Origin of the sequence: Citrobacter portucalensis, assembly GCF_002042885.1 — a bacterium.
Lineage (GTDB): Bacteria > Pseudomonadota > Gammaproteobacteria > Enterobacterales > Enterobacteriaceae > Citrobacter > Citrobacter portucalensis.
Map to the genome: position 1 here is coordinate 407,278 of NZ_MVFY01000001.1, position 21,750 is coordinate 429,027.

Genomic DNA, 21,750 nt, shown 5'->3' on the forward strand with positions numbered 1-21,750 from the left:
CCTCAGGCGATTCTGGCCTGACCGGCAATAGTCAGCAGTTTGGTAAAGCGCAGTCGTCCATCAAACGGCGGCAGGCTGTACTCTTCGGGATCGCGCGTCGTATCAAATTGCGGATCGTAGCCCTGGCTTAAATAAAGTCTGACGGCCTCCGGCTGGCGAAATCCCGTGGTCAGATAAATCCGGCTGTAGCCTGCGAGCAGCGCTCTACGTTCCAGTTCCTGCACCACCCGCGCCGCCAGCCCCTGCTGACGCAGGCTGCTTTTTGTCCAGATACGCTTAATCTCGGCGGTGTCCTTGTCGTAAGGTTTGTAAGCCCCGGTGGCGATAATTTCGCCGCGGCGCTCCAGTACCACAAAAAGTCCCTGCGGCGCCAGATACCATTCGGTCAGTTCCACTTCAGCGTCGCGAGAAAAGTAATCGCCATAGCGGGCGGCATATTCACCGAACAGACCGTTCAAAATGGGCTGCAGCTCGCTGGCTTCCGGTGAGAGCACGCGAAATTGATCGCTCACGATGACCTCCTTAGTCGCCTAAACCGGCCGGGTTGATTTCAGATTGTGGAATGCGTTCCACCCCTTCTCCCCAGCGATTCAGCACCTTGTCATAGTCGCCGTTGCCAATCACGCCGTTGAGGGCGGTTTGTACCGGCAGAACCAGACCGCTGTCTTTTTTCAGCGTCACAGCGATATGTGCCGCTTTTGGCCAACCGCCATCAACGCTACCCACTAATTGCGTTTTACCGTTGAGTGCAGCTTTCCACGCGCCGATTACATTAGGACCGAAGTAGGCATCGGCGCGGCCTGACTGTAGGGCCAGGGTTTGCGCGGCATCATCTTTGGTATATACCGGCGTAAACGGCTGTAACCCTTTCTTCACGTTCTCATCGTTCCAGGCCAACAGAATGGCTTCCTGGTTAGTCCCCGAACCGACGATAATGCGTAGTCCTGCGATATCTTCCGCCTGCTCGATTTTCTTCAGCTTGCTACCGGTTTTGACATAAAAGCCAAGAGAGTCCTTCCGATACGTCGCGAAATCGAATTTTTCTTTGCGTGCTTTGGTGACGGTAATATTGCTGATCGCGGCATCGTATTTGCCGGAAGTGACGCCCAGCGGCCAGTCTTCCCATGACGTAGGTACAACGTTGAGTTCCAGCCCCAAACTGTCAGCCACCAGACGCGCGATATCCGCCTCGCTGCCGATCAGCGTTTTATTGTCATCGGCAAAGACGGTCAGCGGCGGCTGGCTGAGCCCGGCAATCGCCACGGTGAATTTACCTGGTACGGCCAGGTGCAGGTTTGCGGGCAACTGCGCAATCGCCTGCGGATTCTTAGCTGTATTGATCGGCGCTTTATTGGCTTCCAGGCTTACGCCGGTGCCGTTAATCGTCACCTCATTTGCCCAAACGGTCGCGCTTAAAGCCAGTGACAGCGCGAGAAATACTGATTTTTTCTGCATAGCGTTTTTCTCTTATTGTGTGAATTGATTTGCAGGTGTCGCTAATCCCAGGCTTGCGCGCAGGGTCGTACCGGGATATTCATGGCGGAACAGGCCGCGCGCCTGAAGCACGGGGACAACCTGTTCGACAAAACGCGGGAAGGTATCCGGCGTTCCGCCCTGGATGATAAAACCGTCTGCGGCTTTTTCGTCGAACCACTGCTGCAAGCCGTCGGCAACCTGTTGTGGCGTGCCGCTGAAACGCGGACGTGGACTGGCCGCTTCCAGAGCAACCTGACGAAGTGTTAAACCACGCTCGCGTGCGTTGCGTTTGATCTCATCAGTCGTACTGCGAAAGCTGTTTTGTCCGAGAGAGCCCAGATCCGGGAACGGTGCGTCCAGCGGATATTGGGCAAAATCATGATGTTCAAAGTAGCGGCCAAGATAGTTCAGCGCGTCAGTAACGGAGACCAGCGCAGCGGTAGTCTGATACTGCTGCTCAACGTCTTCTGCGCTGTCGCCAACAATAACGCTGACGCCCTGGAATATATGCAGTTGTTCGGGATGTCGTCCGGCGACTTCCAGCTGGCTTTTTACATCCTGATAGAACGCTTTAGCCTCTGCCAGCGACTCCTGATGGGTAAAAATGGCATCAGCATGCTGCGCCGCTAATTTTTTACCATCTGCTGAAGCGCCCGCCTGAAATATAATCGGACGACCTTGTGGTGTACGCCCAATATTTAAGGGCCCGGCAACCTGGAAATAATCTCCATGATGATTAAGCGTATGCAGTTTTTGCGGATTAAAAAATTCCCCACTTGTTTTATTACGGGTAAAAGCATCGTCTTCCCAGGAATCCCACAGTCCTTTCACTACCTGTAAATATTCATCAGCAATACGATAACGCTGGGCATGCTCTGGATGCTGAGCGCGAGAGTAGTTTTTTGCCGATCCTTCCAGAGGCGACGTCACCACGTTCCAACCTGCGCGCCCCTTGCTGAGATGGTCCAGGCTAGCGAACTGCCGTGCGGTCGTAAACGGCTCGCTATATGATGTGGACACCGTGCCAACCAGCCCCAGATTCTTGGTGATACTGGCCAAAGCGGATAATACTGTCAGCGGCTCAAAACGATTTAAAAAGTGCGGGATTGATTTTTCATTAATATACAGACCATCGGCGACAAAAATAAAATCCAGCTTCCCCTTTTCCGCAATAAGCGCCGTCTCTTTGACAAAATCAAAATTAATACTGGCATCAGCCTGAGCCACCGGATGGCGCCATGCGGACATATTTCCCGATGCGCCATGTAGAATAGTGCCGAGCCGTAGTTGCCGATTTTCAGCCATAATAACCCCTACCCAACAGGTAAACTTAAAGGTGTGCGAATGCCGTTTTTGCTAACTGCGCAAAGTAGTGCGCGGCAGGTTCAATTAAACGCTCGTCCGGATTGAATCCCGGGTGATGTAATCCGTATTCACTGGCGCTGCCAATACTGACAAATGCGCCAGGCGTATTTTGCAGGTAGACGGCAAAATCCTCCCCGCCCATATGCAGGTCGGCATGGTGGGTGGTATAGCCTGACTGTTTCGCCACCGCGGTGGCAATATCGGCCCAACGATCATCATTTACCAACGCGGTTGGTCCCGCATGCCAGATTACGTCGATTTGTGCGCCAAAGGCGTGGGCAAATCCGGCGGCAATGTCATTAACCCGAGCCTTAACCTGCTGCTGTACCTGGGTTCGGTGCGTTCTGAGTGTCCCTTCCAGCTCAACGGACTCCGGCAGAACGTTCCATGTGTTTCCTCCCTGAATACGGGTCACGCTGAGCACCACCGAATCCAGCGTGTTAACGTCGCGACTGGCAACGCTTTGCAGCACCGTTACCAACTGGCTGGCGAGCAGGATGGCATCTTTACCTTCATGCGGACGCGCCGCATGTGCGCCCTTGCCATTAATGCGCAGTACGAAGCGGTCGACATTGGCATAAAATGCGCCGCCGCGTGTGGCAAATTCGCCCACCGGCAAACCGGGCTCATTGTGCATACCGAAAATAGCCGCTACGTTTTGCAGCGCACCGGCGCGGATCAACGTTTTTGCGCCGCCGAAACTCTCTTCAGCTGGCTGGAACAAAATACGTACTCGCCCCGGTAAGGTTATTTCCTGCTGTTTTAGCAGCAGTGCTGCACCAAGCATGACGCTGGTATGGACGTCATGCCCGCAGGCATGCATCACGCCCGGCGTGAGGGAGCGAAACGGAACGTCGGCGCTTTCTTCTATCGGTAGCGCGTCAATATCCGCCCGCAGCGCGATGACATCTTCTCCCTGACCAATTTCCGCGACCAGACCGGTTTTCAGCTCGAACGGCAGAATGTCGACGTCCGCAGCGTGCAACCAGGCGTGAATGCGCGCCGTGGTTGCTTCCTCCTGCAGGGAAAGCTCCGGATGCTGATGTAGTTCACGACGCCAGTCGATAAGCGTTGAGCCGAGAGTCATCAGAGCACCTCCACGGCGTTATGGGCTTGCGCTAACAAACGCAGCGATGTCAGACGCGCATGCCCTTGCGCCACTGGCGTGTCGATAATGAACTCGTCAATGCCAAATTGCGTATGCAGAGCATTCAGCTTTGCCATCACCTCCTGAGCGGTGCCGTGTAGCAACGCCTGCTCACGACGCGCGATTTTGCGTGGTGGGCAGCCAGACTGAGCGGCAAACGCCAGCGCCTGTTCTTCGCTGGCTACCGTGACACGTTGACCATCTTCCAGCTCCACGCCCCAGATTTGTACGTTTTCCGCCAGTTGCGCAGCGGTGTCGTAACTGTCAGCCACAATCACCTGGACGGCGACTATCGTCGGGCGTGCACTGTGGGTCTGCCAGAAGGACAAAACGTCATGCAATAACGCTTTGTCACCATTGAGGTGCGCTGCGAAGATGAAATTCCAGTCGGATTGCGCTGCTAACTGCGCGCTTTGCACACTGGCTCCCAGTACAAACTTTTCCGGTGGTATCGGTGGAATTGGCGTCGGGAATACCGTTTCCCCGCTTTCCGTTCCGCTCAGCGCCAGCCAATCGTTAAGCAAAGAAAGCTGGTCGGCAAAACTGCCTTTTTCTTCCTGATGCAGCCCATGCTGTAACGCCTGGGTCGACAGCGGTAAGCCGCCAGGGGCTTTCCCTACGCCGAGATCAACACGTCCAGGAGCCAGCGATGCCAGAAGATTGAAGTTTTCCGCCACTTTGTACGGGCTGTAATGTTGCAGCATTACGCCGCCGGAACCTACGCGGATATGCTGGGTTTGCCCGAGGATCCAGGCGATCACCAGCTCCGGCGATGGGCTGGCCAGCTGTGCCGTATTATGGTGTTCCGCGATCCAGAAACGATGGTACCCCCACTCTTCTGCCAGTTGCGCCAGGCGCAACGTACGGGAAAGCGCGGTCGCGGCAGTTTCACCTTCACCGATGGGGCTTTTATCCAGAATACTCAGGCGATATGACATGTTACGAGCCTATGTTTGTTAACATGTCTTTATTATTAATTTATCAAATAGCCATACTGAAACATTTAATTCACATTTACTCAGCTAAAAAGTAGATAACAGCCCCTGTCGCTGCCAGGGTTAAAATTTGGATCGCCCAGTGCTGGTTGTAACGCTAAACAGAAAAACACCCGCAATTAATAGCCTACAAAATATAATAGGGTCGTTGGAATCACGGTAATAACATCAAAATCATTTCATGCCAGTTTTCTTTTTACGAAAAGGTTTTTTAACGCGATTTACGTTAAGTCAGTTTAAACGACTTGTCACGTTATGCGCTTGTATTAATTGTTTCACTTTTATGACACAGGATGAATGATTTACATAGGAATTTTTATTTTAACTACTTCCACAGAATTGATGATTAGTAGAGAATGCAACGTTCTTATTAAAACGGTTTAAAACAGATTTTAATATCCCCCGATTTTATTGCGGGGATTTTTGTATGGATTATACATAGCACCATGGGACCTCTATGAAAAGTAACATGCCCGTTACACAAATTGAGCACGCACTTAACGATAAAGCGACGCTGCTTTCTACGACGGATAAAGAAAGTCATATTACCTACGCCAACTCCGCGTTTATTGATGCCAGCGGATTTAACGAACAGCAGTTAATGGGCGAACCACATAATATTATTCGCCATCCCGATATGCCTCCCGCGGCTTTCGCCGATATGTGGTACACGCTACAGCAGGGAGACAGCTGGACGGGGATGGTGAAAAACCGTCGACAGAATGGCGACCATTACTGGGTTCGCGCCAACGTTACGCCAGTCTGGCACAATGAAAAACTCACCGGCTACATCTCGGTGCGTACCGTTCCTTCGCGCGATGAAATAACTCAAAGCGAAAGCTTATATCAAAAAATTAATAATCAGCAGCTTAAAGGGTTTCGTCTTTTTAAAGGCATTATCATTCGTCGCGGAATATTGTCATGGGCATCAATGTTTAAATGGCTGAGTATTAGCCAGCGCGTCAATTATTCTTTAGGGGTAATCGCCCTGCTCGCTGTGCTATTTCTCTTCGCTCCTGTTAATCCATTTATTCAGGCGGGAGGGTTATTGTTCTTATTTCTGATGCTTGCTATTTACCTTAAGTATCAAATTTGTCAGCCAGTTAATACGCTACTGACGCAAATGAAGAAAGTGGTATCCGGGAGAAAACCTGATAACTGTCATTTAAATCGGGTGGATGAGATCGGAATGCTGATGCGTCTGGTTAATCAGTCCGGGCTTAATCTGAATTCCCTGGTCGATGATGTCAGTACGCAAATATCCGGTATTCGCGCCATCAGTCAGCGGGTATCAAAAGAAGGTACGGCGCTGCACAAGCGTTCAGAAGAAACCTCCGCCGACCTGCAACAAACCGCTGCCGCCATTGAAGAAATTGGTAGTGCGGTACAGCAAACTGCTGAGACTGCGGCTCATACTATGACCATGGCCGATAAAACCAGCGCCAATGCGACAGAAGGCGGCGATATTATGAAACAAACTATCGCCATGATGCAGGCGATATCGCGTGACAACGGGCAGATAGTCGACATCATCGGCGTTATCGACAGTATTGCTTTCCAGACTAATATTCTGGCGCTCAATGCCGCGGTTGAAGCCGCGCGGGCCGGGGAGTCCGGGCGTGGTTTTGCCGTTGTGGCGGCAGAGGTCCGTAATCTGGCGCAGCATTCGGCGTCTGCAGCAAAAGAGATCAAACAGCTGATTGAGAAGAATGTCGCTAACGTTAACAGCGGTGTCAAAATGGTGGAGCAAACGGAAACGCATCTCACTGGGATGATTGGCGATGTCCTGCAGATGTCGATGATGATCAAAGATATTAGTCTGGCGACGCGTGAGCAAACCCAGGCGCTGGATCTGATTAACGATTCGATTTCACGCGTTGGCACCATGACACACAATAACGCCGAGATGGTGGAGCGTGTCACCGATGCTACCGCCGATCTGACTCAACGTTCATCGCGCTTACAGCAGGCCGTTCAGGTCTTTGGCGTATCAGCATAACCTTACGGCGCTTATCGGGTGAATGTCTCGATAAGCGCACACCTCTCCACGTATTTACGCCCTTCTCTTTTATTGGCTGAATCGAGGCCACACCGCGCCAGTGCTGGCTGTACAAAAATGCTGAATTCTTGTTATCGGGGCTTTGCGGAACCGAACAATTGAATGTAGGATGCTCGGCCGGCAGTTTTCCCCCATAACACAATGAAGGTTAAGGCTGTTTTTCGCCGCAGCAGGTGCGGCAAAAAGGATTTTGTATTTTTGTCAGGTCAACAGGAAAAGTAATGAACACAAACAACACGCAAGCCGCGGAACAACATGCGGCGAAACGACGCTGGTTGAATGCCCACGAAGAGGGGTATCACAAAGCGATGGGTAATCGACAGGTACAAATGATCGCCATTGGCGGCGCAATTGGTACCGGGTTGTTTTTAGGGGCTGGCGCACGCTTGCAAATGGCGGGTCCTGCTTTGGCGCTGGTCTATCTGGTGTGCGGTATTTTTTCGTTCTTTATACTGCGTGCGCTTGGTGAACTGGTTTTACATCGCCCTTCCAGCGGCAGCTTTGTCTCCTATGCTCGCGAATTTTTAGGTGAGAAAGCCGCCTATGTGGCTGGCTGGATGTACTTCATCAACTGGGCGATGACCGGCATTGTCGATATCACCGCGGTGGCGTTGTATATGCATTACTGGGGCGCCTTTGGTGATGTACCGCAGTGGGTGTTCGCCCTCGGCGCGCTGGCCATTGTTGGCACCATGAACATGATCGGCGTGAAGTGGTTCGCGGAGATGGAGTTTTGGTTTGCGCTGGTCAAAGTGCTGGCGATTGTGATTTTCCTGGTGGTGGGTACCGTCTTTTTAGGTACTGGAAAGCCGCTGGATGGCAACGCCACCGGTTTTCACCTGATCACCGACAACGGTGGATTCTTCCCACATGGTCTGCTTCCAGCGCTGGTACTGGTTCAGGGGGTAGTTTTTGCGTTTGCCTCCATTGAACTGGTGGGCACCGCTGCTGGAGAATGCAAAGATCCGCAAACCATGGTGCCGAAAGCGATCAATAGCGTTATCTGGCGTATTGGTCTGTTCTATGTGGGTTCTGTCGTGCTGCTGGTTCTGTTACTGCCGTGGAATGCCTATCAGGCGGGGCAAAGCCCGTTTGTTACCTTCTTCTCCAAACTGGGCGTGCCGTATATCGGCAGTATCATGAATATTGTGGTGCTCACCGCGGCGCTTTCCAGCCTTAACTCTGGGCTGTACTGCACCGGGCGTATTTTACGTTCCATGTCGATGGGCGGATCGGCGCCTAAATTCATGGCTAAAATGAGCCGTCAACAGGTACCCTGGGCTGGGATCCTCGCCACGTTGGTCGTCTATGTCGTCGGGGTATTTCTGAACTATCTGGTACCGTCGCAGGTGTTTGAGATCGTGTTGAACTTCGCGTCGTTGGGCATTATTGCGTCGTGGGGCTTTATCATGGTCTGTCAGATGCGTCTGCGCCGGGCCATAAAAGAAGGTAAAACGGCAGACGTCAGCTTTAAACTGCCGGGCGCTCCGTTTACCTCGTGGCTAACCCTACTGTTCCTGCTGAGCGTGCTGGTGCTGATGGCGTTTGACTATCCAAACGGCACCTACACCATCGCGTCATTACCGTTGATTGCCATCCTGCTGGTTGCAGGCTGGTTCGGCGTACGTAAACGCGTCGCGGAAATCCACCGCACCGCGCCGTAATGGCTGAAGGCCTGACTGGTTAACCCTTCAGGCCTTCATTTTTAGTTCGCTTCAATCAACTGCGCTACATCGTTGCTGTTAATTTCCCGCGCATTTCCATCCTGATCGGTATAGCTGGTCATTCCCGTATCTTTATCCAGTTTTGGCTTACCCTGGGTGGTGATGGTTTGTCCGCTTTTGGTCGTCATGACGTAATCGGTGGTACATCCTGCAAGGGTAAACAGCATTACGCCTGCACAAAGACAGATAAATGGCTTTTTCATGGTATTCCCGTGTTATTCAGTTAGCCGTTGAGGGCGTAGTGTAAGTCCCTGAAGTGGCTCGGGCTACTGGCGGGGTGTAACGAGGCGTATCGTGGGGTTTAGAGAAATGACAGGAGGGGTTTCCCCCTCCGGATGTTTTATAGCGCAATACGAATAACATCGTCCGGCTGAGTGGCTTCCTGCTCGCGGGTAGATTTCTGTTTCACGCTGACGTACAGGGTTTTACCATCGGCGGAGAGCGCCAGGCTATTCGGGAACGTTGGGGTCTCGAATGTTTTGACGACTTTATAGCTTTTCGCGTCGATCACACTCACTTTACCGGCCTGGCGATGAGTCACGTAGGCTTCATTACGCGTTGGGTTGAACAACACGGCCAGGGATTCCGGCGCGGCTACTTTTGCCAGTACATTGCCATTACGGGTGTCGATGACCAGCACTTCCGCCGCTTTAGAGTCGGTGACAAATGCGCGGTTGCCCGCTGTGTCCAGGCTCAGGTTGATAAAGAAATGCTCTTTCCCGTCATCCAGCAGTTTTTTGCGGCTGAGAATTTTGTTAGTGGCGGTGTCAATGGTAATGAATTCACCGTCCGCATTGGCGGTGTACAGGCGTTTAGCCTTGCTGTCGACAGCCAGAGCAGTGCTCATTTTGCCGGTATTCTGGATGGTGTCCTTCAGCTTGATCGTCTCACCGTCCACCACCCAAACCACGCTCTCTTTACCAATACCGCTAATGTATACCGTGTTGGTAGCATCATCGGCGACCAGCTCACGCGGCTGCAGCGGGCGAACGTCTTCAGAACGTTTACGCGCATCCAGCACCAGACGTCCTTTCACCGCACCCGTTTTGGCATCCATCGCCGTTACCGCGCTGTTTACCGTATTGCCGAACCACAGCGTTTGCGTGGCGTTGTTGATGGTGGCACCAAACGGTTTGAGATCGTTATGAATCACCTGGGTCACTTCGAGGGTGACCGGGTCAAGACGATAAACCACCCCGCCGGTATCCAGTTTGCGGCTCTGTGAGGTCGCCAGCCACAGCGCGTTCTCTTGCTGGCTGTACGCCATTTCATAGGCACCTTTGCCGACGGCTTTGCGCAGCAGTTCTTCTGCAGCCTGCGTAGTAAAAGATGATGCAACGAGCAGTGAACCTAACAGTAAAGAACCACGCAGACGCGGCGAAAACAGATGACGTAAAGACATGACGACTCCCTTTGATAAATTCGTTTGTTACTGCTTCACATAGCTTCAATGAGCAAAATCATGGTTTTGCCTTTTTAAGAATGAGAATAGTAATCATTATTTATCTCAATGTGGAGTGTTTATTCGCTTTCGGGTAGTAACCTTCTTATTTTCTCCATGAATACCAGATAACGACATTGGCATTTTACCAGGCCTACATTTTGTACGAAGCAGGCCTGGTTACAGGCATTCACCGTCTTCCACCTTTACGCATCAATCCTCAGCAAGACGAATCACTACCTTGCCGAAGTTTTTGCCAGTCAGCAGACCGATAAAGGTTTGTGGCGCATTTTCCAGACCGTCGGTCACCTGCTCGCGGTAGTGGATTTTGCCCTCTTTAACCCAGCGCCCCATCTCCCGCTGAAACTCATGAATACGGTGTCCATAATCCTGACCAATGATAAAACCCTGCATGCGGATACGCTTTTTCAGCAGCGTTGCCATTAACAGCGGTAATCTGTCAGGTCCGGCCGGAAGCGACGTTGCGTTATAACCGCTGACCAGGCCACAAAGCGGGATGCGCGCTGAGGTGTTGAGTAACGGCAGGACAGCATCAAATACTTTTCCACCGACGTTTTCGTAATAAATATCAATACCCTGCGGACAGGCTTTTGCCAGTTGTTGCGCAAAATCTTGTGCGTGGTGATCGAGACAAACATCAAAACCCAATACCTCGGTGGCATGTCGGCATTTCTCTGCCCCACCCGCCACACCGATCACCCGACAACCCTTAAGCTTACCGATCTGCCCGACCGTTGCGCCAACTGGCCCGGTTGCGGCAGCTACCACCAGCGTTTCCCCCGCTTTTGGCTGACCGATATCCAGCAGACCCATATAAGCGGTAAACCCCGGCATACCCATAACTCCCAGCGCCCAGGAGGGATGCTCGGGATGATCGCCAAGCTTCACCAGCCCGTTACCGTCGGAGATGTCATAGTCCTGCCAACCGCTGTAGCTCAATACCCATTCGCCTGGCTGGTAGTCCGGATGGTGGGATGACACCACGCGACTTACGGTACCCCCCACCATGACACCACCAATCTCTACTGGTGGTGAGTAAGATGGCTCATCGCTCATGCGGCCACGCATGTAGGGATCAAGGGAAAGATAAACGGTGCGCAACAACATCTGGCCTTCGCCCGGTGTTGCGACTTCATCTTCTTCAAGACGGAAGTTCTCTGGGACTGGCGCGCCATGTGGACGGGAAGCCAGTACCCAACGACGGTTACGATTAGTCTGTTGACCCATGATGTGCTCCTCTGCTTTTGGCATGAATCCATCAATAGTAGCAGCCCGTTCCTGCTATTTAGCTGACGACGTGATTTAACCGCACAACCAGGTAAACGCAAGGTTGCGCGGTTTCATTGATAAACCGACAGTCATTCGGCGGGCCAAGTTCCAGGCAATCACCTGCCTGCATTTCATGGCGTACGTCCCCTTCGACAAAGACTAATTCCCCCTGCTGTAACCAGATAAGTTGTCTGGCCTGCACATAGGAAGAGGCTGGCATCGGGATATCACTTCCGGCGGGTAATTCGATCTGCACCAGATCGATAGGCAGATCGCTGCGTGGTGAAACATGGCGGCGCAGATAGTGACTTTGTGGATCGTGCCAAACAGGCTGATCGACGAAGCGCAATAGCTTGCCCTCCTGCATTTCAGCCCGCGCAATCAGGGTAGACATGCTGATGCCAAACGCGCCGGAAAGCCTGCCCAGCAGCGTAGCCGTTGGACTACTCTCGCCGCGCTCTATTTTATGGATCATGGCCCGCGACACACCCGCGCGCTCGGCAAGTTCCGTGAGTGACCAACCGCGAGATTCCCGCTCAATGCGAATTCTTGCACTGATCCGTTGATTTATGCTGTCTTCAATAGTATTCATATTGTAATACTATAGTGAACAACCCCTGAGGTTCAACATGTCAATTCGATTTGCCAGCAAAGAAGACTGCGCCGCCATTGCAGAAATCTACAACCATGCGGTACTGCATACGGCGGCTATCTGGAACGATCAAACGGTCGATGCCGAAAACCGTATTTCCTGGTATGAAGCCCGCCAATTGATGGGGTATCCGGTGCTGGTGAGTGAAGAGAATGGCGTGGTTACGGGATACGCCTCCTTTGGCGACTGGCGTAACTTTGATGGCTTCCGTCATACCGTTGAACATTCGGTGTATGTTCATCCTGAACATCAGGGAAAAGGGCTAGGACGGGCACTGCTCAGCAGACTGATAGACGAAGCCCGCGCATGCGGCAAGCATGTGATGGTGGCAGGTATTGAGTCTCAGAATCAGGCATCACTGCATCTGCACAGCTTGCTGGGTTTTAAAACCACCGCGCAAATGCCGCAGGTTGGCACCAAGTTTGGCCGTTGGCTGGATCTGACCTTCATGCAGTTACAGCTAGACGATCGCCGCGATCCGGATGCCCGTAGATGAACCAGACGCTGACCCTCTCCTTTCTGATTGCCGCAGGTATTGGTCTGGTGGTGCAAAATACCTTGATGGTACGCATCACCCAGACATCCTCGACGATCCTCATCGCCATGTTGCTTAACTCGCTGGTCGGGATCGTGCTGTTTGTCAGCATACTGTGGTTTAAACAAGGAGCTGCGGGATTTGGAGAACTGGTATCCAGCGTGCGCTGGTGGACACTCATCCCCGGATTGCTGGGATCGTTCTTTGTTTTTGCCAGTATCAGTGGGTACCAAAATGTGGGGGCCGCTACCACTATCGCGGTGCTGGTGGCTAGCCAGTTAATCGGCGGGCTGGTGCTGGATATTCTACGTAGTCACGGCGTGCCGCTGCGGGCGCTGGTAGGTCCGGTCTGTGGCGCGGTGCTGTTGGTCATCGGGGCGTGGCTGGTGGCGAGACGTTCATTTTAATTGCCTGACGGCGCTTCGCTTATCAGACCTACAGAACGTGCCTGTAGGTCGGATAAGTGAAATATCAGAGGATTGTGCCGCCTTTGGTCAACTGTTCGCGACGGGCTTCCATATCTTCTTTATGCTGACGGCCATGATGTGCGATAGCCGTACGCAAACGCTGTTGCTGGGTATAGCGGTCTTCCCGGCTCAACGCGATATCATCGCTGAGCTCAATCAGCAATTCATTCATATGCGTAATGACGCTCTCTTCAATGGCGGCATCAACACGTGCGCTGACCTCATCCAGATGCGACATAACCTCTCCTTAACTCATTAATTTAATTTTGCTTTTGAAAAATCACTGCCCATCAGGCTGACGCTGTATCCGCTGACGTTGCTGCGCGTAGCATAGAACGTTTTACCGTTTGCCAGGGCTATCCACGGAGCCTGCTGGTAGAAAATCTCTTGCGATTGCTGGTAAAGCGCGGCGCGCTCTTCCGGTTTACTCACCAGCTTCGCCTTTTGAACCAGCGAATTATACTCTTTATCGCACCAGCGCGCGGCGTTAGATCCGGTTTTTATGCTGTCGCAGCCCAGCAGCACATCGGCGAAATTATCCGGATCGCCGTTGTCTGACATCCAGCCAAACAACGCGGTGTCATGCTCACCTTTACGCATTCCGGAGAGATATTCCCCCCACTCGTACGACACAATTTTCGCCTTCACGCCCACCTTTGCCCAGTCGCTCTGGATCATCTCAGCAATCCGTCGGGAGTTCGGGTTGTAAGGGCGCTGAACCGGCATTGACCACAGCGTCGCTTCAAAGCCGTTTTCCAGCCCCGCCTGCTTCAGCAGATCTTTCGCCTTTTGCGGGTCGTAAGTGTAATCCTGCAGATCTTTATTGAAGCCCATCATATTCGGCGGAATCGGCGATTTTGCCACCGTACCGGAACCTAAAAAGACGGCGTTAATAATGGCCTTTTTATCGGTCGCGTAGTTTAGCGCCTGACGCACCAGTACGTTATCAAACGGTTTTTTCTCGGTATTAAACGCCAGATATCCGACGTTCAGCGCTTCAACCGAATGCAGCGTCAAATCTTTATTCTTTTTAATCTCGTCAAACTGTACGGGGGCTGGTGCCGGGATTATCTGGCACTCATTGGTTTGCAGTTTTGCCAGCCGCGTCTGGACGTTTGGCGTGATTGAGAAGATCAGGTGCTTCGTTGGAACGGCGCCATCCCAGTAGTTCGGGTTGGCAAGATAGCGGATTTGCGAGTCCTGCTTGTACTGTTGCAACACGTAAGGCCCGGTGCCAATCGGCCAGTTATCGACGTTTTCCGGGGTGCCTTTTTTCAGCATCGCGTCGGCATATTCCGCAGAAAGGATAGAGGCAAAATCCATACCCCAGTCGGCAAGAAACGCGGCATTAGGTTCATTGAGGACAAACTGAACGTGATAATCATCGACCTTCTTCACTTCTTTAATCAGTTTATCCAGACCAACATCGTTAAAGTATTCGTAGCTTCCCTGAGAAACCTTGTGATACGGATGATCGGCATCTTTCTGCCGTAATACCGAGAAAATCACGTCATCTGCGTTGAAGTCGCGGGTCGGTTTAAAGAATTTATTACTGTTGAATTTCACGCCCTGACGCAGGGTAAACGTGTAAGTCTTACCATCCGGGGAAATCGTCCAGTCCGTTGCCAGAGACGGTATCGGGGTATTCTTTACCGGATCAAAGTTGATGAGTCGGTTGTAGAGCACCTGTGAACTGGCTACAAATGAAGGACCAGAACTGGCGATTTGCGGGTTAAATGACTCCGGAGATGCTTCAGAGCAATAGATGATGGTGTCAGTATTGGCCGCGAACGCAGCGCCTGACGGTAAGACGGCGCTGAGAGCCAGCGCGAGTAACGTTTTCCTTGCAATCATGGTTATAAGCCTTCTTATTTTATTATTAACAGGGATATCAGAGCATAGCTGACAAAAACTGACCAATAACAAATCACTATCAGGTTATTCTAATCCGGTGTATTTCGCTGAATAATTCATCACTCCAAGCGAATTAATTTCCCTTAAGTCTTTTTCAAAACGTCAAGATTTTTCCCGGCACTCTATGCCATGAAAATTAGCCCCTTTTTGCCTCTCTTTCGCCGTTTGCTCGTTTTTATAAAACGTAAAGTAGATACGTGAAGAAGTCTAAGGGGTAACAACGTGGCAAAAACTCTCTTGCGCAGCGGCAATTTGGATGACTATCAGGCCGTGGGCGGCGGTGGTCAGGCCGTGTTTGATTCAGCATTGCAAATTCGTGAAACGCTTCGTCTGCGTAAACAGCAGGCGATGGTGGATTGTCTGGCGATCCCACAAATTAACGACAACGGCGATCGGGTTGACTGGTATTCCCCGATAGAAGGGAAAGCCGTGGCGTGGAAAGCCGCTGATGAAGAAGCACGTTTTCGTGCGCTGCGCTATCTGGGGAGCACGCTGGAAAATGCGGCGTCCCTGAGCCGTAAAAGTCTGCAATCGGGGAAAACCTCCCTACAGCTGTTTGGCTCGCTGCTTGAAAAAGCCATCCAATTTCCCGGTGAAAATCACGTGTTTCTGGTTGATGGCAAACCCGTTATTACGTTCTGGGGCTTCGTCAATCTGAATGAAAATCCCCGCGCCGATGTACTCGACTGCCTGCGCATTGCCGATGTTCCTCCTGTGGTTACCGTAGCAGAGCCAGAACAGGAAGAAGAAATCGCACCGGAAATTACCTTTGCCGAGGCCGATGTCCCCTTACTGACGCCGGTCGTTGATCAGCCAAAACCGGCTGAACCTGAACCTCAACCCCCGGTTATTGTTAACGAACCTGAAGTCACTGCGTCGCCGGTAAAGGAGAAGCCCATACGCCGCCTGCCGCTGTGGAGCCTCCCCGTTGCCGCAGTGATTATTGCAGCCATCGTTGGGCCGCTGCTGTGGAAGCAACAGGCCACCCAGCCCGTACCCGCAGTAGCCGCTATTGAAGTCGCTAAGGTTGATATGGCACCGCTGCCAGCACTGACATCTGCACTGCCCCTGCATCGTGCTGAAGTGACCCCAACTGCGAAGAAAGAGAAACCTGTCGAAGGACCGGTGGTGATCGCCGCAATTCCAAAAGATGCGCTGGTGATGGATGCCAACCAGATGAAGGCAGGAACGACGCGTTTTCTCAACGGTAACTGGCGCGTCATAGTCGATGTTAAAGATCCGGTGAGCGGCAAAGCGCCGTCGCTGCGCTATCAGATTCAGGCCAATAAAGGCACTGCGCGCGTGGTGCATGGTGACAATATTGTTTGTCGTGCCGAGATTTTCTCTGGTTTGCACCAGTCGGGTGAATTAATGATTAAGAGTCGCGGCAATGCCCGTTGTACCGACGGTTCACGTTATCCGATGCCTGAAATTACCTGTAAAGCGGGAACCAATGACGTCGCCGCCTGTACCGCGCGTTATGACGATCACGCGGAAATCCCTCTGACGATCAAAAAGATAGGTGCCTGATTTTATGTTGGTGAATCTGTGTGATTACAAACAGAGCGTGACGCTCATCGCCAATAGCGGTGTGCAATTTCTGGATTTCGGCCTCACGCCGCAGGAATCTGCGCACCATGGACGCTTTGTGCGCAAAACGGCAAACGGTCCGCTACTGAGACTAGACTTCGATCTGACGTCAGGACGCTATACCCTACCGGGCAGCACCGGCGCGCAACCCGAAGTGGTGAAGCCGGAAAGTACTCAGACGCTGCACTATTCGCTGGACGTGCTCGACGGCGTCTGGCTGCCGCTGCCGTTTTTGCGCTTTAACCCGCCGCGTACGTTTGTTGAAGGTCCGGATAACTGGGCACGCGTGCAGGTGCGAAAGCTGCCGCAGCCGGACAGCGCGGGCAACACCCACCGTGTTACCGTAGCGCTGGACAGCCAGCTTACTGAAAATGCCCCTGCGGCGTTAACCCCCAACGAAAATGATCTGCTTAACGGTACACGGTTTGCGCTGGCCTGGCATGACAACGAAATTGCTGATTTCCTTGACCAGACCTGGATTGACGGCTGGTTGCGCGAATCTTTTATGCACCATGTCACCCAACATGAGAACCGCTCAGAACAAGAGATCCAGCAGGCGCTGCGTAACTTTGAATACCAGGCGCACTGGCTGAATGTGCTGACCCTGTTAGGTGAGCAGCTTTCCGTCCCGGAAGTGAAACTGGTTACGCACACCCTTAGCACACCCGCCATTCCCGTCGATCTTATTTTGGATATCGGTAATACCCATACCTGTGGTGTCCTGATTGAAGATCACGGGGATGCCAATGACGGGCTGCGTCAGACCGCTGAATTGCAGGTCCGTTCGTTAAGCGAGCCGCAGTTCCTCAACGATCCGCTATTCACCAGTCGGCTGGAGTTTTCCGAAGCGCGCTTTGGTAAGCAGCACTTTTCCGTTGAGAGCGGACGTGATGACGCCTTTATCTGGCCGTCGATTGTGCGTGTGGGTGATGAAGCCCGTAAGCTGGCGATGCAGCGTATGGGCACCGAGGGCAACAGTGGGATCTCAAGCCCGCGCCGCTATCTGTGGGATGAAACGCCGGTGTTACATGACTGGCGCTTTAGCCAGATGAATGGCAAAACCCAGCGCGAACCGCTGGCTACCGCCTTCCCGCTGATGAACCTGATGAACGATGACGGGCAACCGCTGTTCAGCCTGCCGCAGGACGATCGTCTGCCAGTGTTCTCACCACAATACAGCCGCAGCACGCTGATGACACATATGCTGTGCGAAATACTGGCCCAGGCGCTGGGGCAAATTAACAGCGTAGCGACGCGTTTGCGCCTCGGATTCCCGGCGTCTCCTCGTCAGTTGCGGACGCTGATCCTGACCCTACCGTCGGCGATGCCCAAACAGGAGCGCGAGATTTTCCGCCTGCGCATGTTTGAAGCTATTGCCCTGGTCTGGAAAGCGATGGGCTGGCACCCGCAGGATGAAGACTTCACCACCCGTAAGCAGCAGGAAAAGAGTGTGGTTCCCGTACCTGAAATTCAGATGGAATGGGATGAAGCCAGCTGCGGGCAACTGGTGTGGCTGTATAACGAGGCTATCTCACACTACGATGGCCACACCGAATCGTTCTTTAACGCCCTTGCCCGCCCGGACCGTTTGCCGGAGCCTGGTGAGACTAAAGGTCGAGCACTGCGCGTGGCATCGATCGATATTGGCGGCGGGACAACGGATATGGCTGTCGTTCATTACCAGCTTGATGACGGCGTTGGCGCGAATGTCAAAATTACCCCGCATCTGCTGTTCCGTGAAGGTTTTAAAGTTGCGGGCGATGACATGCTGCTGGACGTGATTCAGCGCTGCGTGTTGCCTGCGCTGCAAACCCGCTTACAACAGGCTGGCGTGACCGACGCCGCCGCATTGCTGGCCACGCTGTTTGGCGATTCCGGGCGCATTGACACCCAGGCGATTTTGCGTCAACAAACGGCGTTGCAGCTCTTTATGCCGCTTGGTCATGCGGTCCTCTCAGCCTGGGAACAAAGCGATATTAACGACCCGGTCGCCGGGCTACATGCCACCTTTGGGGAACTCCTGAGTCAACAACCCACGCGCAACGTGATGAACTACATCCAACAGGCTATCGATCATGCGTTGCCAGCAGGGTCGCCAGCGTTTGATGTTCTGAGCGTGCCGTTACAGGTACAGTTCAGGCAGTTACAAGAAGCACTATTGGCGGGGCAATTTACCCTGACTTCCCCACTGCACGCGGTTTGTGAGGCCATTTCACACTATCGCTGCGATATCTTATTAGTGACCGGCAGGCCCGCCTGTTTACCGGGTGTACAGGCGTTGATCCGCCATCTGCAACCTGTTCCGGTTAACCGTATGATCTGGATGGATAACTACCGCGTGCATGAGTGGTATCCGTTCAGCCAACAGGGGCGGATTGGTAACCCTAAATCCACCGCTGCTGTAGGCGCTATGCTGTGCAGCCTGGCGCTGGATTTGCGTTTGCCACGTTTTAACTTTAAAGCTGCCGATATCGGCGCTTACTCGACCGTACGCTTTCTCGGTGTGCTGGATAATACGGTCAATACCCTGCGCGATGAGAACATCTGGTATCACGATATTGATCTGGATAAACCTGGGGCGAAGCTGGATGCCCGGTTGCATTTCCCGTTACGTGGCAACGTGACGTTAGGATTTCGGCAACTGGCAAACAGCCGCTGGCCTGCCACGCCGCTGTATACGCTCAGCATAAACTCTGCCGAACTGGCAAAAACTATCGCCGGAGATGGCGTGTTGAATGTTCGGCTGCAGCTACGCGGCGGCAGCAAAGAAAGTGGCCCGGAATTCTTCATCCTGAGTGATGCCTGGTTACAGGATGGCACCCCCGTTGCCGCCAATGCCTTAACGTTAAAACTGAATACGCTGGCAGACCGTCGCCATAGCGGAAGCCATTACTGGATTGATAGCGGGAGCGTGTACCTGAAATGAGTAAGATGTTAAATACCGCGCAGGCCGCCATCGAGTGGGTGGTAGATACCCGTCAACGTGCGGCGCGTCTTGATGATGAAGCGGATGCCCTGCTGGCACAGCTTACGCTAGCCGCAGTGAGTGAATCTGCGTTGAAGGAGACCTTTTCATCGCAAGGATGTATAGGGTTATACGGACACTCACAATCGGCAAAAGCACATCTGCTGGCGGCATTGTGCTGCAATGCCACTGGCAAAGTGAATATTGTTACCCCGGATCGCAGCTTTGATTATTTCTCGCATATTAATCCGGGCCATGCACCAACCAATATGGCGATCCGTTTTACGCGCGATGAAAATCCGCATGATAACGAATGGCCGTTGCGTCTGCGGTTACTCAGTGAAGCCGAACTGGTACAGCTATTTATCGCCCAGTTCAGCGCGCTCCCGGGCAACCGACAGGTCGAGAAATCGATTATTGAGGCGCGCCTGGAAAAATGGCAAACGCTGCGTCAGCGTCATCCGGTGCCGGGCATTACCGCACATGATGTTGCGGCAATCGGTCGTTTCTGGCGCTCCTGCGTACCGGCAAACCAGCAGCAAATTGACGATGCACTATGGTATCAGTTTGCCACGTTGCTGCCCGCACTGGATCTGACTACCCGGGCAAACGCCTGGGCGTTACTGTGGGGAGAACAACCAGAGCTGACGCAGCAGTGGCTGGCGCTGGCGCACACGTTGCAACAAACCGGACACGCGCAAGAATTAGCGGCCCCGCTGAGCCTGCTGGTTGATCATTTTGGTTTACCTGCCGAAAGTTTCCTGACCCAGGTGGCATTGACCGGCAATAATGAGACGCAAAGCGATGTGGTGGTTCATCCGATTGAGAATCATCAGTTGCTCAATGCGGTCAGCCTTTCTTTGTCGTCACTGGCGCTGCTCACGCGCGAGTTGGTCCTGACGGTTGAAGACTCGGTGCTGGAGAATGTCGATCTGCTCGATATTCCCCTCGCCCCGGATGCTCATCCTCATCCACTGTGGCAGGCAAAATTAGGCTGGATGCTGGAACATTATCGCCAGCACCTGCAACCGGATGTGCTCTTAATCTGCAACGCGGTCTCTGCCCGCGCCCAGACGCCCGTCATCACCCGCAAGCTGTTGGGCTGGGTCAACGATACCCAACCTGTTCATGATGCCGCATTACCGGGCGTGGTTTGGGCCATTACCCCGCAGGATGCGCGTTTTAGTACCCAGCAAAACCTTGATGAATCCGTGCAGCAATTAATGGGCAAGCCCGGGCTGCATTGGGGTACGTTGCAGGCGCTGGATAAACATAGCTTACAACGTCTTGTCGAATGGCTGACTCAGGCAACCTCACCACAGCAGCGCCAGGCCAGGTTGACTTCTCTACGCGAGCAGCATCAACAGCGCATCCGCGAAACGCTGATAAGCTGGATTAATCCCGCTCAAGCTGAATCGGATAGCCACGAGTCGGTGATCCGCCAGTTACAGGCGCAAGCGGCAAAACATGGCGAACTGCTGGATGGTTTGCTCCCGCCGATGCGCATTTTTGAGTCGCTGCTGCGTATTCAGCAACCGCGCGAGGAGCAGGTAAGCGGTTTATTTAATGAAGAGATTGACCTGTTTGCCGAAGTGCGTGACACACTATACTCGCCGGAAAGTCAGGAGACTGGATATCAGGCACACAAAATGTGGATTAACCACGTGCGCCAGTGGTGTCGCGATGAAAATAATGCCCGCCGTTTACGACTCGATCCCCGTACGTTAAGGCAGGTTGCCGACATTCTCGTCACCACCAGCTATCGCCTGGAGATGCCACAACGCTTACAGCGCATTATGCAGCGAGAAAACGTCTGTGCCGCGCAGTTACACGCCGATATTGGTGATTTTATTACCTGGCTTGGATTTGCCGACGTTGCTGAGGAACAGCGCCCTGCCAGCAGGATCCAAAAAGGATCGGCTATTTTTAGCGCGCCGAAGCAATCGCCGATGTTACGCCTGACGAAGCTGGATGAACAACCCTCGCATGGTGCAAGCCGTTACGTTTACGACTGGCTGGTTGCCTTGTACACCCGTGCGAATGAGAATGCGGGATATCAGCACCCACAGGATGTCTCTGAAACCGACAAAAAACGATTAGATGCCCTGCTTTTCTCCTGAAACGGCGAAT

Annotated in this window: 16 protein-coding genes and 1 pseudogene; 7 read left to right on the forward strand and 10 right to left on the reverse strand. The window is 52.9% G+C overall.

The window, feature by feature from the left end:
* Nucleotides 1-2: 2 nt before the first annotated feature.
* The 4 genes and pseudogenes from BZK40_RS02000 to BZK40_RS02020 form a co-directional block, all read right to left on the reverse strand.
* Nucleotides 3-512, reverse strand: coding sequence for a GNAT family N-acetyltransferase (locus BZK40_RS02000; protein ID WP_003833076.1), 510 nt, complete (start codon nt 510-512; stop codon nt 3-5).
* Nucleotides 513-522: 10 nt separating this feature from the next.
* Nucleotides 523-2,781 (reverse strand): annotated as a pseudogene (locus BZK40_RS24595) (NtaA/DmoA family FMN-dependent monooxygenase).
* Between the two features lie 25 nt (nt 2,782-2,806).
* Nucleotides 2,807-3,928 (reverse strand): amidohydrolase, encoded by a 1,122-nt coding sequence (locus BZK40_RS02015; protein ID WP_048227597.1) that lies wholly within the window; start codon nt 3,926-3,928, stop codon nt 2,807-2,809.
* Nucleotides 3,928-4,926 carry an MsnO8 family LLM class oxidoreductase gene (locus tag BZK40_RS02020; RefSeq protein ID WP_079934059.1) on the reverse strand — a complete coding sequence of 333 codons (999 nt, stop codon included), beginning with the start codon at nt 4,924-4,926 and terminating at the stop codon, nt 3,928-3,930. Before BZK40_RS02020 ends, BZK40_RS02015 begins: the two co-directional genes overlap by 1 nt.
* Nucleotides 4,927-5,440: 514 nt before the next feature.
* Here BZK40_RS02020 and BZK40_RS02025 point away from each other — a divergent pair.
* Both BZK40_RS02025 and ansP read left to right on the forward strand, forming a co-directional pair.
* Entirely contained in the window at nt 5,441-6,982 is a 1,542-nt protein-coding gene (locus BZK40_RS02025) for a methyl-accepting chemotaxis protein (RefSeq protein ID WP_079934060.1), read from the forward strand.
* A gap of 281 nt (nt 6,983-7,263) precedes the next feature.
* Nucleotides 7,264-8,706: an L-asparagine permease gene (gene ansP / locus BZK40_RS02030; RefSeq protein ID WP_003833088.1), complete on the forward strand. Its 1,443-nt coding sequence runs from the start codon at nt 7,264-7,266 to the stop codon at nt 8,704-8,706.
* A gap of 41 nt (nt 8,707-8,747) precedes the next feature.
* On the opposite strand, the gene BZK40_RS02035 is transcribed toward ansP, so the two are convergent.
* The 4 genes from BZK40_RS02035 to BZK40_RS02050 form a co-directional block, all read right to left on the reverse strand.
* Entirely contained in the window at nt 8,748-8,969 is a 222-nt protein-coding gene (locus BZK40_RS02035) for a YgdI/YgdR family lipoprotein (RefSeq protein ID WP_003020157.1), read from the reverse strand.
* A 137-nt stretch (nt 8,970-9,106) separates the two neighbouring features.
* The gene (yncE, locus tag BZK40_RS02040) at nt 9,107-10,168 is read right to left on the reverse strand and encodes a 7-bladed beta-propeller protein YncE (protein WP_032943509.1); all 1,062 of its coding nucleotides are present in this window, start codon (nt 10,166-10,168) and stop codon (nt 9,107-9,109) included.
* A 252-nt stretch (nt 10,169-10,420) separates the two neighbouring features.
* Nucleotides 10,421-11,455 (reverse strand): NADPH-dependent curcumin/dihydrocurcumin reductase, encoded by a 1,035-nt coding sequence (gene curA, locus BZK40_RS02045; protein ID WP_048214160.1) that lies wholly within the window; start codon nt 11,453-11,455, stop codon nt 10,421-10,423.
* Nucleotides 11,456-11,513: 58 nt separating this feature from the next.
* Entirely contained in the window at nt 11,514-12,089 is a 576-nt protein-coding gene (locus BZK40_RS02050) for a helix-turn-helix domain-containing protein (protein ID WP_003833097.1), read from the reverse strand.
* Between the two features lie 37 nt (nt 12,090-12,126).
* Between BZK40_RS02050 and BZK40_RS02055 the strand changes: the two genes are divergently transcribed.
* Both BZK40_RS02055 and BZK40_RS02060 read left to right on the forward strand, forming a co-directional pair.
* A complete protein-coding gene (locus tag BZK40_RS02055) occupies nt 12,127-12,645 on the forward strand; it encodes a GNAT family N-acetyltransferase (protein WP_048235335.1) in 519 nt (172 codons plus the stop codon).
* Nucleotides 12,642-13,091, forward strand: a complete 450-nt coding sequence (locus BZK40_RS02060; RefSeq protein WP_048227592.1) for a DMT family transporter — start codon at nt 12,642-12,644, stop codon at nt 13,089-13,091. Before BZK40_RS02055 ends, BZK40_RS02060 begins: the two co-directional genes overlap by 4 nt.
* Before the next feature lie 64 nt (nt 13,092-13,155).
* Here the strand turns inward: BZK40_RS02060 and BZK40_RS02065 are convergent, their stop codons facing one another.
* The gene (locus tag BZK40_RS02065; RefSeq protein ID WP_048235333.1) at nt 13,156-13,389 is read right to left on the reverse strand and encodes a YdcY family protein; all 234 of its coding nucleotides are present in this window, start codon (nt 13,387-13,389) and stop codon (nt 13,156-13,158) included.
* 17 nt (nt 13,390-13,406) lie between these two features.
* Nucleotides 13,407-15,005 carry an ABC transporter substrate-binding protein gene (locus BZK40_RS02070; RefSeq protein WP_079934061.1) on the reverse strand — a complete coding sequence of 533 codons (1,599 nt, stop codon included), beginning with the start codon at nt 15,003-15,005 and terminating at the stop codon, nt 13,407-13,409.
* Between the two features lie 282 nt (nt 15,006-15,287).
* On the opposite strand from BZK40_RS02070, the gene BZK40_RS02075 reads away from it, so the two are divergent.
* From BZK40_RS02075 to BZK40_RS02085, 3 genes are read left to right on the forward strand one after another with little or no spacing between them, the layout of a single operon-like run.
* Nucleotides 15,288-16,595, forward strand: coding sequence for an SrfA family protein (locus BZK40_RS02075; protein ID WP_079934062.1), 1,308 nt, complete (start codon nt 15,288-15,290; stop codon nt 16,593-16,595).
* Nucleotides 16,596-16,599: 4 nt separating this feature from the next.
* A complete protein-coding gene (locus BZK40_RS02080; RefSeq protein WP_060683725.1) occupies nt 16,600-19,581 on the forward strand; it encodes a virulence factor SrfB in 2,982 nt (993 codons plus the stop codon).
* Nucleotides 19,578-21,740 carry a virulence factor SrfC family protein gene (locus BZK40_RS02085; protein ID WP_079934063.1) on the forward strand — a complete coding sequence of 721 codons (2,163 nt, stop codon included), beginning with the start codon at nt 19,578-19,580 and terminating at the stop codon, nt 21,738-21,740. The genes BZK40_RS02080 and BZK40_RS02085 overlap by 4 nt, the downstream gene beginning before the upstream one ends.
* The last annotated feature ends 10 nt before the right edge of the window (nt 21,741-21,750 follow it).